This is a genomic window from Streptomyces sp. NPDC041205 (assembly GCF_055591765.1).
On the sequence record NZ_JBVIZH010000009.1, the window covers coordinates 130,812 to 145,652 of the forward strand.

The 14,841-nt window shown below is 71.8% G+C and carries 12 protein-coding genes; 6 read left to right on the forward strand and 6 right to left on the reverse strand.

Annotated features, from left to right (window positions below; translation table 11 throughout):
- Positions 1–3 precede the first annotated feature (3 nt).
- The 4 genes from pgsB (at position 4) to ACZ6BG_RS32115 (ending at position 4,099) form a co-directional block, all read left to right on the forward strand.
- Positions 4–1,872, forward strand: coding sequence for a poly-gamma-glutamate synthase PgsB (gene pgsB / locus ACZ6BG_RS32100; protein WP_469007773.1), 1,869 nt, complete (start codon positions 4–6; stop codon positions 1,870–1,872).
- A complete protein-coding gene (locus ACZ6BG_RS32105; protein ID WP_030357209.1) occupies positions 1,869–2,351 on the forward strand; it encodes a poly-gamma-glutamate biosynthesis protein PgsC/CapC in 483 nt (160 codons plus the stop codon). Before pgsB ends, ACZ6BG_RS32105 begins: the two co-directional genes overlap by 4 nt.
- A gap of 16 nt (positions 2,352–2,367) precedes the next feature.
- Positions 2,368–3,438, forward strand: coding sequence for a C40 family peptidase (locus tag ACZ6BG_RS32110; RefSeq protein ID WP_469007777.1), 1,071 nt, complete (start codon positions 2,368–2,370; stop codon positions 3,436–3,438).
- Positions 3,439–3,634: 196 nt separating this feature from the next.
- The gene (locus ACZ6BG_RS32115; protein ID WP_469007779.1) at positions 3,635–4,099 is read left to right on the forward strand and encodes a hypothetical protein; all 465 of its coding nucleotides are present in this window, start codon (positions 3,635–3,637) and stop codon (positions 4,097–4,099) included.
- A gap of 37 nt (positions 4,100–4,136) precedes the next feature.
- Here the strand turns inward: ACZ6BG_RS32115 and ACZ6BG_RS32120 are convergent, their stop codons facing one another.
- The gene (locus ACZ6BG_RS32120; protein ID WP_469007782.1) at positions 4,137–4,505 is read right to left on the reverse strand and encodes a PIN domain-containing protein; all 369 of its coding nucleotides are present in this window, start codon (positions 4,503–4,505) and stop codon (positions 4,137–4,139) included.
- A gap of 119 nt (positions 4,506–4,624) precedes the next feature.
- On the opposite strand from ACZ6BG_RS32120, the gene ACZ6BG_RS32125 reads away from it, so the two are divergent.
- On the forward strand, positions 4,625–5,659 hold the full coding sequence (locus ACZ6BG_RS32125) for a PLL family lectin (protein ID WP_469008176.1): 1,035 nt from the start codon (positions 4,625–4,627) through the stop codon (positions 5,657–5,659).
- A 63-nt stretch (positions 5,660–5,722) separates the two neighbouring features.
- Here ACZ6BG_RS32125 and ACZ6BG_RS32130 read toward each other — a convergent pair whose 3' ends face one another.
- The 5 genes from ACZ6BG_RS32130 to ACZ6BG_RS32150 form a co-directional block, all read right to left on the reverse strand.
- Positions 5,723–7,855 carry a 3-hydroxyacyl-CoA dehydrogenase NAD-binding domain-containing protein gene (locus tag ACZ6BG_RS32130; RefSeq protein ID WP_469007784.1) on the reverse strand — a complete coding sequence of 711 codons (2,133 nt, stop codon included), beginning with the start codon at positions 7,853–7,855 and terminating at the stop codon, positions 5,723–5,725.
- Complete coding sequence (locus tag ACZ6BG_RS32135; RefSeq protein WP_469007785.1) at positions 7,852–9,078, reverse strand: thiolase family protein; 1,227 nt, start codon at positions 9,076–9,078, stop codon at positions 7,852–7,854. Before ACZ6BG_RS32135 ends, ACZ6BG_RS32130 begins: the two co-directional genes overlap by 4 nt.
- 953 nt (positions 9,079–10,031) lie before the next feature.
- Entirely contained in the window at positions 10,032–11,327 is a 1,296-nt protein-coding gene (locus ACZ6BG_RS32140) for an HRDC domain-containing protein (protein ID WP_469007788.1), read from the reverse strand.
- A gap of 78 nt (positions 11,328–11,405) precedes the next feature.
- Positions 11,406–12,068, reverse strand: coding sequence for a response regulator transcription factor (locus tag ACZ6BG_RS32145; protein ID WP_016643199.1), 663 nt, complete (start codon positions 12,066–12,068; stop codon positions 11,406–11,408).
- A gap of 282 nt (positions 12,069–12,350) precedes the next feature.
- Entirely contained in the window at positions 12,351–13,010 is a 660-nt protein-coding gene (locus ACZ6BG_RS32150; RefSeq protein WP_469007790.1) for a DUF3000 domain-containing protein, read from the reverse strand.
- A 326-nt stretch (positions 13,011–13,336) separates the two neighbouring features.
- On the opposite strand from ACZ6BG_RS32150, the gene hemE reads away from it, so the two are divergent.
- A complete protein-coding gene (gene hemE / locus ACZ6BG_RS32155; protein WP_469007793.1) occupies positions 13,337–14,401 on the forward strand; it encodes a uroporphyrinogen decarboxylase in 1,065 nt (354 codons plus the stop codon).
- Positions 14,402–14,841: the final 440 nt, after the last annotated feature.

Sequence of the window (14,841 nt, forward strand, 5' to 3'; positions counted from 1 at the left end):
GCTGTGCTCTTCCTCTACACCGTCCTGGTGGTGTGCTGCGCCGTCCTGCTGGTCGCGGGCGTGATCGAGCAGCGACGGCACTTCACCAACCTGGAACACATACCGTCGCGGGTGCTGGTCAACGGCATCCGCGGCAAGAGCTCCATCACCCGCCTGTGCGCGGGCGCCCTGCGCGGCGGCGACCTCACCACGGTCGCCAAGACCACCGGCACCGCGGCCCGGTTCATCCACCCGGACGCCACCGAGGAGCCGGTCTACCGCAAGTTCGGCATCGCCAACGTCGTCGAGCAGATCGGCATCGTGCGGCGCGCCGCCGCGTACAACCCGGACGCGCTGGTCATCGAGTGCATGGCGGTCATGCCGGCGCTCCAGGAGATCAACCAGTCCAAGCTGATCCGCTCCACCATCGGCGTGCTCTGCAACGTCCGCGAGGACCACCTCGCCGAGATGGGCCCGACCCTGGACGACGTGGCGCGCTCCCTGTCCCGCTCGATGCCGGAGAACGGCATCTGCGTGACCGCCGAGAAGGACCGCTTCGCGATCCTCAAGGAGGAGGCCGACGCCCGGAACTGCGAGCTGATCTACGCCGACCCGGAGACGGTCAGCGACGAGGAGCTGCGAGGCTTCAGCTGGTTCACCTTCAAGGAGAACGTGTCGATCGCGCTGAAGGTCGCCGAACTCCTCGGCGTCGGCCGCGAGGTCGCCCTCCAGGGCATGTACGACGCGCCGCCGGACCCCGGTGTCCTCTCCGTCGAGCGGTACGTCACCGAAGAGGGCAAGAAGCTCCGCTTCGCCAACGTCTTCGCGGCCAACGACCCCGAGTCGACGCTGATGAACATCAACCAGCTGCTCGACCTCGGCGCCATCCACCGGCCCCTGAACGTCGTCATCAACTGCCGCCCCGACCGCGTCGAGCGCAACGGCCAGATGGGCGAGATCATCCCGGACCTGCAGCCGGACAAGGTCTTCGTCATCGGCCACCCCGCCAAGTCCGCCATCGACGCCATCCCCGCCGACTGGCGCTCGCGCGCGGTGGACCTCGGCGGCGACCGGCGCGACCCGGAGGAGTTCATGGGCCAGCTGCTCGGGCAGCTCGGCGCCGACTCCTCGCTCGTGGCCATCGGCAACATCCACGGCCAGGGCGAACTGCTCCTGGAGCACCTCGCCGAGCTCCCCGCCGACGAGAGCGAGGACCCGGCGACCCCGGCGGCCCCGGCGGGCGAATCCGCCAACGAGACCACCGGCAGCCACCAGCTGTACGAGCCGCACATCGACCCGTACCAGCACTACCCGGAGGCGTACGAGTCGCGGTACACGAACACGGGCTCGCACCGGATGGTCCCGGTGCCGCACGTCCCCGTGCAGCGCACCGCACAGCAGTCCTACCCGCAGTACGACGGCCAGGCCGCCCAGGACCCCTACGCGGGGCAGGGTGCGTACCAGCAGGGCCAGGGGCAGTACGCGGCGCAGGAACCGTACGCGGCACAGCAGGCGTCGTACGACACGTCGGTCACCTACGACGCGTACGGCCAGCAGCACCAGCAGGCCCCGCACACGCACCACGGCCAGCAGGGTCAGCACGGCCAGCACCCGCAGCACGACCCGCAGGCCGCGCATCCGCACCACGCTCAGCAGAGCCGGCACGGCCAGCAGCCCGCGCAGGGCCAGCACCACCAGCACGCCCCGCACCAGCCCCAGGGCGCGCACGAGCAGTACGCGCCGCACGAGTCCTACCGCGCGCCGCACGCGGCGCACCCGCAGGACCCGTCCCAACCTCCCGCCCCCCGCGGCCTGTTCGAGCCGCGCGTCCCGCCCGCCCCGCCCGCCGCGGATGAAACCCAGCAGTGGCACAGCCCAGGAGAGCAGCGTTGATCCCGTCCGTCCTCACCCCCGAGATCGCCGCGGTCGGCATCGCGCTCGGGCTGCTGTTCTCGCTCGTCTGCTATCTGACGACCAACCTGTCGCCCGGCGGCATGATCACGCCGGGCTGGCTCGCGCTGACCCTCGTCGAGGACCTCCAGCGCGCCGCCATGGTGGTCGGCGTCACCGTCCTGACGTACGTCTGCACCCTGCTGATGCAGAAGTTCGTGATCCTCTACGGCAAGCGCCTGTTCGCCGCGGTCGTGCTCACCGGCGTGGTGCTCCAGGCCACCGTGATGATCGTGCTCTCGATCGAGTTCCCGCTGATGTACAGCAACCAGACCCTCGGCTTCATCGTGCCGGGCCTGATCGCCTACCAGCTGGTCCGTCAGCCCAAGGGCCCCACCCTGCTCGCCACGGGATCGGTGACCCTCATGGCCTATGTCGTCCTCACGGCCGGGATCCTCCTCGGCTTCATGCCCTCCGCCTGAATAACCGGAGCCACACATGCCGCCCAAGAAGAAGCGCCCCGCAGTCCACGCCGTCACCGTCCTCGCCCTGCTCGCGGGCAGCACCTACCTGACCGTCGAACTGCGCAAGGACGAGAAGGACAAGACGCCGACGGTGCAGGCCGTCACCGACACCCCGGACCTGACCAACGGCACCGGCCAGGCCGACGGGAAGCAGAAGTGGGAGCGGCTGCGCAACCCCGACCGCTCCGTCCTGCGCACCGAGGACGGCAAGGTCCTCGCCTCGTTCACCGACGGCGCCCGCACGGCGACCCTGTCCGGGCCGAGCCGCACCTTCGCCGAGCCCAGCAACACCAAGTCGAAGGTCGTCACCGACGACTGGGTGCGGCTGATGCCGGAGGTGTGGCGCAAGGGCGCGGAGAAGGAGAAGTGGTTCAAGGACTGGTTCAAGGAGTTCGCCGGCAGCGAGGAGGACGACATCTTCGCGATGGCGTTCCAGTACGTCGAGGGCGCGCCCGTCAAGAAGGACGACGAGGGCATCTCCTACGCCGGTGACGCCAGCTTCGGGCCCCTGAACCCGGCCGGCAGCGAGGGCAACGACCTGCGCGAGGAGCAGTCCGACTTCTACGACTACCTCGGCATCCCGTACACCTTCCGCGACGGCACCACGATCCAGCCCGAGGCCAAGCGGGCCCGCGCCATCGACTGCTCCGGCTTCATCCGGACCGTCTTCGGCTACCGGGCCCGCTTCCCGCTGATGGCCAGCGACACCACCGGCGACGGCCTGCCCCGCACCGCCAACGGCATGGCCCGCGGCAAGCTCGGCGCGCCCGTCATCCCGCTCAAGGGCGTGGGCGCCACCGACCGCCCGAAGACGATCGACGTGGTCCAGCCCGGCGACCTGGTCTTCTTCAAGCTCGACGCCCGCACCAAGGAGCGTCTCGACCACGTGGGGATCTTCCTCGGCCACGACGCCGAGGGCCACAAGATATTCATCTCCAGCCGCGAAGAGGTCAACGGCCCCACCATCGGCGACAAGGGCGGCACGTCCCGCCTCGACGGCAACGGCTACTACGCCAAGGCGCTGCGCAGCGCCAAGCGCCTCTAGCCGGCCGGCTCCCGCGCGGGCCCGGCCAGGCCCGCGCGGGAGCGTCGTACCCCTCCTCACCCCCTACCTGGCGAGAACGCCACCCGCGACAGGAGCGAGAGCCCCTATCGCTGATGACAAGCCGCGGGGCGGCGTGTTTGTCTGGGCCGCCCGATCGCCGACGGCCCCACAACGCGGGCCGCAGAAGGGGGAGTTCATGAAGATCGCCAAGGTGCCCGCGCGCGTCCTGCTGCCGCTCGCCGGAGCCGCGCTCGCCACCACCGCCCTCGCCGCGCCCGCGACGGCCGCGCCCGAGCACTGGACCGACGGCGAGGTCCACTACGCCGAGTCCCGCTCGTTCGTCACCCCGTACGACGGCTCCCAGGGCGCCCGCGCCGTCCTCCGCGTGGACTGGGAGACCGGCAAGGGCGGCGTCTACGGAAACACGTGGGACCTCAAGAAGGACGGCAACGACGCCATCCTGCAGGCCGGTTACTCCTGGCTCGACGGCACCACCTGGAAGCCCGCCACCCGCACCCTCAACACGGTCAAGGACGCCAGCGACAGCGGCCGCCACACCAGCCTGCACACCGACCCGGCAGTCAAGATCAAGGACCTGAAGGTCCGGGTCTGCACGGTCGACGGCGCGGGCGCGCAGGTGTGGTGCGGGGCCTGGTACTGAGCACCGGAGCGGGCCTGAGCGCCGGGGCGGGCGGGCCCTAGTTCCGCACCGTCCGCGGCCCCACGCACTCCGCCCCCAGCGCGCTCACCCGGCGGCGCAGTTCGCGGTCCGCGGTCACCACCACGCGGCGGCCCGGGATCTCCGCGACCAGTTCCACGATCCGGTCGTCGCCGCTGCCGGGGGCGGAGTCGACCCGTACGCCGGGGACGGACCCGACGCCTCGGGCCTGTCCTTCCACGACGAGGACGACGTCGAGGGGCCCCGGCAGTTCGGGCAGGCCCGCCGCGGCGAACGGCACCAGACGGTCCCGCAGCCGCTCCGCCGCGCCCCGCCGGTCCCGCCACCAGCCGTCCGGCACGGAGCCCACGACATTGGCGGCGTCCACGACGAGGGTCACAAGGTCCATGCGGCCAAGCCTCGCACGCCCGCGTGCACCCACCCCCACCTCGCCCATTAGAGTTGCTGTGACCCGACGTCCCTGGCCACGGAAACCGCCGCATGCCCCCAGCCCCCACCCCACCGACCGTGAACGGCGACTGGCTCATACGCGCACGCGACGGCAGGCTCGCCGTCTACGCCTGCGAGAGCGACGCCGTGGTCTGCCGCACCCAACGCCACCCCGGCGAACCCTGGACCGCGCCCCGCGTCGTCGGCGGCGACCAGCGCGTCCACCCCGTCCTCGCCGTCGCCCAGGGCGCCGACAGCTACGCCCACCTGGTGTCGTGGCGCCCCACGGTCTCCGGCGAGTCCGGCCTCGTGCACTCCACGCACTTCCAGCCACATCTCACCGCCCTCGACTGGAACCCCCTCGGCCACCCCAACAAGAAGGGCCAGAGCACCGGCGTCCCCGCCGTCACCGTCGACGCCCAGGGCCGTGCCCATGTGTTCGTGCCCAACCGGGGCGGCGGGGTCAGCATGCGCGGTCAGAAGGAGAAGGGCGGCTGGGGTCCCTGGCGCGACCTCAAGGGCCAAGGGGTGCGCGGCCCGCTCGCCGTCGTGACGGGTGAATCCGGCCTGGTCACGGCGTACGCGGCCACCCAGGACAGCATCCTGTGCTGGCGCCAGGCCTCGCCGGGCGCCGTCCCCGCCCTGGACGAGGAGCCGCTGCCGGTCAGGGCCCGCCCCGGCACCCTGCGCGCCCTCGCCACCTCCGCCGAACACACCACCCTGTTCTTCACGGACGAGGACGGCGAGCTGTGCGCCTGGCGAGGCACCGCGGCCGACGAGCCCGTACGCCTCCTCACGGCCGCGGGCCCGGGGCCGGTCTCGGCCATGCGCTGCGAACTCGACGGCCACGACTGCACGTTGCTGGCCCAGCGCGCCGAGAGCGGCCGCGTCGCCTTCGCCGCCTACCCGACCGAGCTGGAGTCGGCGGGCGCCTGGTGGGCCGAGTCGGGCCCCGCCCTGCCGGTGGACGCGCGGGTCGCCCTCGCCACCGACGCCGCGGGCCGGGTGATCGCGGCGACCTTCGTGCCCGGCACCGGGGCGCTGCGCCTGACCCACCGCAAGGACGAGCCGGGCCTCGCCCTCAAGGCGTGGGAGCAGGCGGTCTGCGCGTAGCGGATCCGGACACGGCAGTGCCCGGCACACCAGTCGGCGTACCGGGCACTGAGGCAATCCTTGTTACGCGGGGACGCTCGCGAGACCCTGCGCCAGGAACCGCTTGCCGTTCACGCGCTCGCTGACACCCTCACGGTCCAGGTACGGCGTGACGCCGCCCAGGTGGAAGGGCCAGCCCGCGCCGGTGATCAGGCACAGGTCGATGTCCTGCGCCTCGGCGACGACACCCTCGTCGAGCATGAGCCCGATCTCCTGGGCGACGGCGTCGAGCACGCGGGCCCGCACCTGCTCCTCGGTCAGCACGGAGTCGCCCTGCTTCAGGAGCGCGGCGACCTCCGGGTCCAGCTCCGGCTTGCCGCTGTCGTACACGTAGAAGCCGCGCTTGCCGGCCTCGACGACCGCCTTCAGGTTCGGCGACACGGTGAAGCGGTCCGGGAAGGCGCGGTTCAGCGTCTCCGAGACGTGCAGTCCGATGGCCGGGCCGACCAGCTCCAGGAGGACCAGCGGCGACATCGGCAGGCCGAGCGGCTCGACGGCCTTCTCGGCGACCGGCACCGGGGTGCCCTCGTCGATGACGTTCTGGATCTCGCCCATGAAGCGGGTGAGGATGCGGTTCACGACGAACGCCGGGGCGTCCTTCACCAGGACCGCGGTCTTCTTCAGCTTCTTGGCGACACCGAAGGCCGTGGCCAGCGAGGCGTCGTCGGTCTGCTCGCCGCGCACGATCTCCAGGAGCGGCAGGATCGCGACCGGGTTGAAGAAGTGGAAGCCGACGACCCGCTCGGGGTGCTTCAGCTTCGACGCCATCTCCGTCACCGACAGCGAGGACGTGTTCGTGGCGAGGATCGCGTGCGCCGGAGCGACCGCCTCCACCTCGGCGAACACCTGCTGCTTGACGCCGATCTCCTCGAAGACGGCCTCGATGATGAAGTCGGCGTCGGCGAAGCCCTCGGCCTTGTCCAGAACGCCTGTGACCAGGGCCTTGAGGCGGTTGGCCTTGTCCTGGTTGATACGGCCCTTGCCGAGCAGCTTGTCGATCTCGGCGTGGACGTAGCCCACACCCTTGTCGACGCGCTCCTGGTCGATGTCGGTCAGGACGACCGGCACCTCGAGACGGCGCAGGAACAGCAGCGCCAGCTGCGAGGCCATCAGGCCCGCGCCGACGACACCGACCTTGGTGACCGGCCGCGCCAGGTTCTTGTCCGGCGCGCCCGCGGGACGCTTGCCGCGCTTCTGCACCAGGTTGAACGCGTAGATGCCGCTGCGCAGTTCACCGCCCATGATGAGGTCGGCGAGCGCCTTGTCCTCGGCGTCGAAGCCCTTCTGGACGTCGCCATCCTTGGCTGCGGCGACGATCTCCAGGGCGCGGTACGCGGCCGGGGCGGCGCCGTGCACCTTGGAGTCGGCGATGGCGCGGCCGCGGGCGACCGCCGCGTCCCAGCCCTCGCCGCGGTCGATTTCCGGACGCTCAACCTTGACGGTGCCGTTGAGGACGGAGGCCGTCCACACCAGCGACTGCTCCAGGAAGTCCGCGCCCTCGAACAGCGCGTCCGCGATGCCGAGTTCGAAGACCTGCTTGCCCTTGAGCTGCTTGTTCTGGTTCAGCGAGTTCTCGATGATGACCGAAACCGCTCGGTCCGCGCCGATCAGGTTCGGCAGCAGCGTGCAGCCGCCCCAGCCCGGGACGAGCCCCAGGAAGACCTCGGGCAGCGAGAACGCGGGCAGCGCCTTGGAGACGGTGCGGTACGCGCAGTGCAGACCGACCTCGACGCCGCCGCCCATCGCCGCGCCGTTGTAGTACGCGAACGTCGGCACGGCCAGGCCCGAGAGGCGCTTGAAGACGTCGTGGCCGCCCTTGCCGATGGCCAGCGCGTCCTCGTGCCGCTTCAGGATCTCGACGCCCTTGAGGTCGGCGCCGACAGCGAAGATGAACGGCTTGCCGGTGATGCCGACGCCGACGATGGTGCCCTCGGCCGCCTCCTTCTCGACCTGGTCGATCGCGGCGTTCAGGTTCGCGAGCGAGCCCGGGCCGAAGGTGGTCGGCTTGGTGTGGTCGAAGCCGTTGTCGAGGGTGATGAGGGCGAACCGCCCGGCGCCCGCGGGCAGATCGAGGTGACGTACGTGAGCCTGCGTCACGACCTCGTCCGGGAACAGCTCCGCCGCACCCTTCAACAGCTCAGTGGTGGTGGTGCTCACTTGTCGCCTCCGGCGTCCTTGTGGTGCGGGTTCTCCCAGATGACCGTGGCGCCCATGCCGAAGCCGACGCACATGGTGGTCAGGCCGTAGCGGACCTCCGGCTGCTCCTCGAACTGCCGGGCCAGCTGCGTCATCAGGCGGACACCGGACGAGGCGAGCGGGTGGCCGAAGGCGATGGCGCCGCCGTACTGGTTGACACGGGTGTCGTCGTCGGCGATGCCGTAGTGCTCCAGGAAGGCGAGGACCTGGACGGCGAAGGCCTCGTTGATCTCGAAGAGGCCGATGTCGGAGATGCTCAGGCCCGCCTGGGCGAGCGCCTTCTCGGTGGCCGGGATCGGGCCGTAGCCCATGACCTCGGGCTCAACTCCCGCGAAGGAGTACGACACGAGCCGCATCTTGACCGGAAGGCCGTTCTCCCGGGCGAAGTCCTCGGAGGCGATGATCGAGGCCGTGGCGCCGTCGTTGAGACCGGCGGCGTTGCCCGCGGTGACGCGGCCGTGCGTACGGAACGGCGTCTTCAGCCCGGCCAGATTCTCCAGCGTCGTGCCCGGACGCATGGGCTCGTCCTGGGTGGCCAGTCCCCAGCCGGTCTCGCCCGCCTCCTCGTTGGTGCGGCGTACGGAGATCGGCACCAGGTCCTGCTGGATCTTGCCGTTGGCGTACGCCTTGGCGGCCTTCTCCTGCGAGCGCACCGCGTACTCGTCGGCGCGCCGCTTGGTGATGGAGGGGTAGCGGTCGTGCAGGTTCTCGGCGGTCATGCCCATGAACAGGGCGGACTCGTCGACGAGCTTCTCGCTCACGAACCGGGGGTTCGGGTCGACGCCCTCACCCATGGGGTGGCGGCCCATGTGCTCGACGCCGCCCGCGATCACCGCGTCGTACGCGCCGAACGCGATCGATCCCGCGGTCGTCGTCACAGCCGTCAGGGCGCCGGCGCACATGCGGTCGATCGAGTAACCCGGCACGGACTGCGGGAGCCCCGCGAGGATGCCCGCCGTGCGGCCGATCGTGAGCCCCTGGTCGCCGATCTGCGTGGTGGCGGCCACCGCGACCTCGTCGATCTTGGCCGGGTCCAGGGCCGGGTTGCGGCGCAGCAGCTCCCGGATGGCCTTCACGATGAGGTCGTCGGCGCGGGTCTCGTGGTAAATGCCCTTGGGGCCCGCCTTGCCGAACGGGGTGCGGACGCCGTCGACGAAGACGACGTCCCTGACGGTACGAGGCACGATGGCTCTCCTCCAGGGTGCGGTGCGCCTGCGGCGCGCTTCCTCCGGTCATGCTACTTGTCGGTAACTATGAGGCCAAGGGTTGGTCCGGGGAGGCGCGCATCACATGCGGTGCGCAGCCCGGCGCCTGCCTCCGTCCCACCGCTCCGCGGCGGGTTCCCCCCACCCGCCCACCCGTGACCGCCGTCCCAGCCGCACCGCCGGGAAGCCCGCTTGCCCTTGGCCCGCGCCGGTGCGGTGCGGTGTGCTGGGGCCGAGGTCCGTTGCTGGGGTGTCCGCCGGTGGTCGGCTGCATCTGTCCGCCGCTGCGCGGCGGTTTTCCCCACCCGCCCACCCGTTCACGGTCGTCCCAGGCGCACCGCCGAAGGTGGGCGTTGGGTGCGGAGGTAATGGGCGACGGCTTGCGACGCGTCTCCCCCCCCCCGCGATGACACAGGGTGTGTGGGGGAGGGGGAGGAGGACGCATGTCGATGCGACGCTGTGCGGTGTCCCCCGAGCCGCCGCGTGGCCTGTCGCCACAGCGAGTGGGGCGACCCGAGGCCAGCACTCGGCCCGCCGCCAGGCCGCGCTGGCCCCGGAGGCTGCCGGTCGGCCTGCGTTTACGGCGCGTGGACCTCAAGCCGTCGCTCGGCCCGTCGCCACGGTGCGCGGCTTGGACCTTTCCGGTCTGCCTGTTGCCGTGGGCCTGGGGCCGTCGCCCGGCCCGTCGCTACGGTGTGCGGGCTCGGAGTCGTCGCTCGGTCCGGTGCGGCCCCGTGCGGGTCGAAGCTGGCGCTCGGCCCGGCGCCCCGGTCTGTCGGCCCGGAAGCCGCCTGCGAGTTGATGGGTGGGCGGGTGGGAGGGGCCGCCGCGCAGCGGCGGGGGGTTGGCGCCCCGGGGTAAGGGTGAGGCGCCCTCGGTGGGGGAGGGCGCCTCTGGTGGTGCGGTCGGGCAGGGGGGCTGGGCCCGGGGTGTTACGGGGCCGGGGTTGTGAGGGCTGTGGTGAGGGTGGGGGTTACCTGGGCGATTTGCCAGGGGCGGGCGCCGTGGGTGGCCAGGGCCGAGGAGACCGCGTCGGGGGTGAGGTCGGACGGGGGCTCCCAGCAGACGCGGCGGACCGTGTCGGGGGTGATCAGGTTCTCCTGGGGCATGTTCAGGCGCTCGGCGAGCGCGGAGACGGCCGCGCGGGCCGCGGAGAGGCGCGCGGCGGCGGCCGGATCCCGGTCGGCCCAGGAGCGGGGCGGCGGCGGCCCCGTCACCGCCTGCCCGGGCTGCGGCAGCTCGGAGTCCGGCAGGGCCCGGGCCCGATCGACCCCGGCCTGCCACTGCTCGAGCTGGCGCCGCCCCATCCGGTGCCCGAACCCGGGCAGCGCGGTGAGCGCGTGCACATTCGGGGGCAGGGCCAGAGCCGCCTCCACGATCGCACCGTCACTGAGCACCTTGCCGGGTGAGACGTCACGGCGCTGCGCGATCCGGTCCCGGGTCACCCACAGTTCCCGTACGACAGCCATCTGACGCCGCCGCCGGACCTTGTGCATGCCGGACGTGCGCCGCCAGGGATCCTTGCGGGGCGGCGCGGGCGGCGCGGAGGCGATGGCGTCGAACTCCTCGCGGGCCCACTCCAGCTTCCCCTGCCGGTCCAGCTCCTTCTCCAGGGCGTCACGCAGGTCGACGAGCAGCTCCACGTCGAGCGCGGCATAGCGCAGCCAGGGCTCGGGGAGGGGACGGGTCGACCAGTCGACGGCGGAGTGGCCCTTCTCCAGGACGTACCCGAGGACGCTCTCGACCATGGCGCCGAGCCCGACCCGGGGGAATCCGGCGAGCCGTCCGGCGAGCTCCGTGTCGAAGATGCTGGACGGGACCATGCCTATTTCCCGCAGGCACGGCAGGTCCTGGGTGGCGGCGTGCAGCACCCACTCGGTGCCGGCGAGCGCCTCGCCGAGCCCGGACAGGTCGGGGCAGGCGACGGGGTCGACCAGCGCGGTGCCCGCGCCCTCGCGGCGCAGTTGGACCAGGTAGGCGCGCTGGCCGTAGCGGTAGCCGGACGCCCGCTCGGCGTCCACGGCCACCGGTCCCGTACCGGCGGCAAATGCCGCGATGACCTGCGCGAGCGTCGCGTCGTCGGCGACGACGGGCGGAATGCCGTCACGCGGTTCGAGGAGAGGGGTGGGTGTCCCTTCGACGGAGACGCCTGTGACGCCTTCGTCCGGAGGAGCGCCTCCGGTGGTTCGCAGTGAACTGTCTGCTGCGGTCTCTTGGGCGTCGGTCACCTGTCAAGGGTATCTGTGAACGCACGGCGCCCGTCGACGGAACGTTACGTCGACGGGCGGCGAGGGGCTGTAAATCGGTCAGTGGATGATTCCCGTGCGCAGGGCCACCGCGACCATGCCCGCCCGGTCGCCGGTGCCGAGCTTGCGTGCGATGCGGGCGAGGTGGCTCTTGACGGTCAGTGCGGACAGGCCCATCGAGACGCCGATGGCCTTGTTGGACTGCCCCTCGGCCACCAGGCGGAGAACCTCCACCTCGCGGCCCGACAGCTCGCGGTAGCCGCCCGGGTGGCTCGGGGTGCCCGGCGGGCGCCGGTGCATACGGGCGGCGGCGGAGCCGATGGGGGCGGCGCCGGGACGGGTGGGCAGACCCACGTTGGTACGGGTGCCGGTGACGACGTAGCCCTTGACGCCGCCCGCGAGGGCGTTGCGCACGGCGCCGATGTCGTCGGCGGCGGAGAGCGCGAGTCCGTTGGGCCAGCCCGCGGCGCGGGTCTCGGACAGGAGGGTCAGGCCGGAGCCGTCGGGAAGGTGGACGTCGGCGACGCAGATGTCGCGGGGGTTGCCGATGCGGGGACGAGCCTCCGCGATGGACGAGGCTTCGATGACGTCACGAACACCGAGGGCCCACAGGTGGCGGGTCACGGTGGAGCGGACGCGGGGGTCGGCCACGACGACCATGGCGGTCGGCTTGTTCGGGCGGTAGGCGACCAGGCTTGCGGGCTGCTCGAGGAGAACGGACACCAGGCCTCCTGGGGTGGCGGGTCGGAACCGGCTCGGGGATGAAGCCGGGACGAACCGTACGTTTCAAGGTCACAGACCTCTTCGGCACCAATGGCACCCGCCTTTAGGGGATGATCACGATTTGGTGAGTAACAAATTCGGGCGATTCGGACGCGTGATCGATCATCCGACGATCAACCCCTCTCACCAGGCGTGCCGTTCCCGTCGCCCGTGCTCGGCCCCCGGCCGCGTCAACGCCGGGGGTCATCGCCGCGACGCCGGGGGCACCACCCTGCCGCGCCCTCAGGTGGAACGGGGCCCCCGCCGCTGCGGCAGCGACACCACCGAGCCGTCGGCGGCAGCCACCGGCGGCAGCCCCGCGATCTGGCACAGCAGGTCGCACCACGCCGCCAGGTGCGCTGCCGTGTCCGGCACTCCGGTAGCCGACTCGCGTGGCGTCCAGGACGCGCGGATCTCGATCTGGGAGGCGGGCGGGCGCTCGGCGAGACCGCCGAAGTAGTGCGAGCCCGCCCGCGTCACCGTCCCACTCGGCTCCCCGCACGCCAGGCCCCGGGCGGCCAGCGCCCCGGTCAGCCAGGTCCAGCACACCTCCGGGAGCAGCGGGTCCGCAGCCATCTCCGGCTCCAGCTCCGCCCGCACCAGCGTCACGAGCCGGAACGTCCCCTGCCAGGCGTCGTGCCCGTCCGGGTCGTGCAGCAGCACCAGCCTGCCGTCCGCCAGGTCCTCTTCGCCGTCGACGACGGCCGCCTCCAGCGCGTACGCGTACGGAGCGAGCCGCTTCGGCGACCGGGTCTGTTCGACCTCGATCTGCGGCCGCAGCCGTGCCCCGCGCAGCGCGTCGACGGCAGCGCGGAACGGCGGTGGACCCGCGTCCGCCACCACCCCCTGCGCGCCGTCCATCTCGCCCGCGTCGTCCGACCGTTGTCCTTGAGCCGCAGCCATGCGGGGAAGATTAAGGGGAACGGCGCCTCCGTGCAGGGAGGCGCCCCTCTCGGGGCGCGCTTTGCTCACTCCTTGACCCCGGCTCGGGTCGGGGTCCGCCTGTCGCGCTGCGCGCTCGTCCTCAAGCGCCGGACGGGCTGATTCCTTCCGGGTCTGGGTTTTTTCCTTCTCGCCGTGGGGGTGCTGGCCCGTCGCGCTGCGCGCTCGTCCACAAACGCCGGACGGGCTGGGTGCGTCCGGCTGCGGGCTTTCTTCGTGCCGCCGTGGGGGAGTTCCGTCGGCTGACCCGGCGTTCTGGGGCTCGGGGCGCGTGCGAGACTTTGGGGGTGAGTGTCAATGACGAGGCCACGGGCCGGCAGAACGCAGCTACGTACGACTCCGCATTCCTGAAGGCGTGTCGGCGGGAGCCCGTGCCGCATGCGCCGGTCTGGTTCATGCGGCAGGCCGGGCGCTCACTGCCCGAGTACCGCAAGGTCCGTGAGGGCACGGCCATGCTGGAGTCCTGCATGATGCCGGAGCTCGTCACGGAGATCACGCTGCAGCCGGTGCGCCGCCACGGCGTGGACGCCGCGATCTACTTCAGCGACATCGTCGTCCCGCTCAAGGCCATCGGCATCGACCTCGACATCAAGCCGGGCGTCGGGCCCGTCGTCGAGCAGCCGATCCGCTCCCGCGCCGACCTCGCACGGCTGCGCGACCTCACGCCCGAGGACGTCTCGTACGTCACCGAGGCCATCGGGATGCTGACCCGCGAACTGGGTGAGACGCCGCTCATCGGATTCGCCGGTGCGCCTTTCACCCTCGCGAGCTACCTCGTCGAGGGCGGTCCGAGCCGTAACCACGAGCACACCAAGGCCATGATGTACGGCGACCCGCAGCTGTGGGCCGACCTGCTCGACCGGCTCGCGGAGATCACCGGCGCCTTCCTGAAGGTGCAGATCGAGGCCGGCGCGAGCGCCGTGCAGCTCTTCGACTCCTGGGTGGGCGCGCTCGCCCCCGCCGACTACCGCCGCTCCGTGATGCCCGCGTCCACCAAGGTCTTCGAGGCCGTGGCGGGATACGGCGTGCCGCGCATCCACTTCGGCGTCGGCACGGGTGAGCTGCTCGGCCTGCTCGGCGAGGCCGGGGCCGATGTCGTCGGCGTCGACTGGCGCGTGCCGCTGGACGAGGCCGCTCGGCGCGTGGGTCCCGGCAAGGCGCTCCAGGGCAACATCGACCCCGCTGTCCTCTTCTCCTCCCGTGAGGCCGTCGAGGCGAAGGCCGACGAGGTGCTCGCCGCGGCCGCCGGGCTGGAGGGGCACGTCTTCAACCTCGGCCACGGCGTGCTCCCCACCACCGACCCCGACGCCCTCACCCGGCTCGTGGAGTACGTCCACACGCGTACGGCCTGAAGGGCGGGACCTCACTCCCTCCCGGAGCCCGACGCCGCGCGCGACGCCCCCCTTGGCCCCGGGAGGGAGTCCCCCCATCCGCAGCCGCCCTCCCACCTGCCCCCCGACAAGTGGGAATGCGGCCCGCGGGCCTCGCCGCGGGCCACCGGACCGAGGTCCGGAAGCCCGAGTCCCCCAGCGAACCGAACGCACGTTGCCGTGTGTGTTCGTTCCGCTCTGACGCGTCACATAGTGCGGCCCGCCCGTGGGGCCTGTGCCGATTCTGTGAAAAGTGGCGGAAAAGAGCGGGCAGCTGCTGGGAGGTGTGGGGCGGGGCGGATGGGGCGCGTGGGAAGGAGCGCGGTGCCGCCGCGTGTCCGGTGGCGATGACGGCGTGGCCGCTCAGCGGGGTTCGGGCTGCCTCGCCGCCGTAGTACGTGGAGCATGCATGTATGGGGCGT

What these genes read in the sequence shown, in the direction of transcription:
- ACZ6BG_RS32110 (WP_469007777.1), top strand. Translation starts at nt 2,368, where the DNA reads ATGCCGCCCAAGAAGAAGCGCCCCGCAGTCCACGCCGTCACCGTCCTC.
- ACZ6BG_RS32115 (WP_469007779.1), top strand. Translation starts at nt 3,635, where the DNA reads ATGAAGATCGCCAAGGTGCCCGCGCGCGTCCTGCTGCCGCTCGCCGGA.
- ACZ6BG_RS32120 (WP_469007782.1), bottom strand. Translation starts at nt 4,505, where the DNA reads ATGGACCTTGTGACCCTCGTCGTGGACGCCGCCAATGTCGTGGGCTCC.
- ACZ6BG_RS32150 (WP_469007790.1), bottom strand. Translation starts at nt 13,010, where the DNA reads ATGGCTGCGGCTCAAGGACAACGGTCGGACGACGCGGGCGAGATGGAC.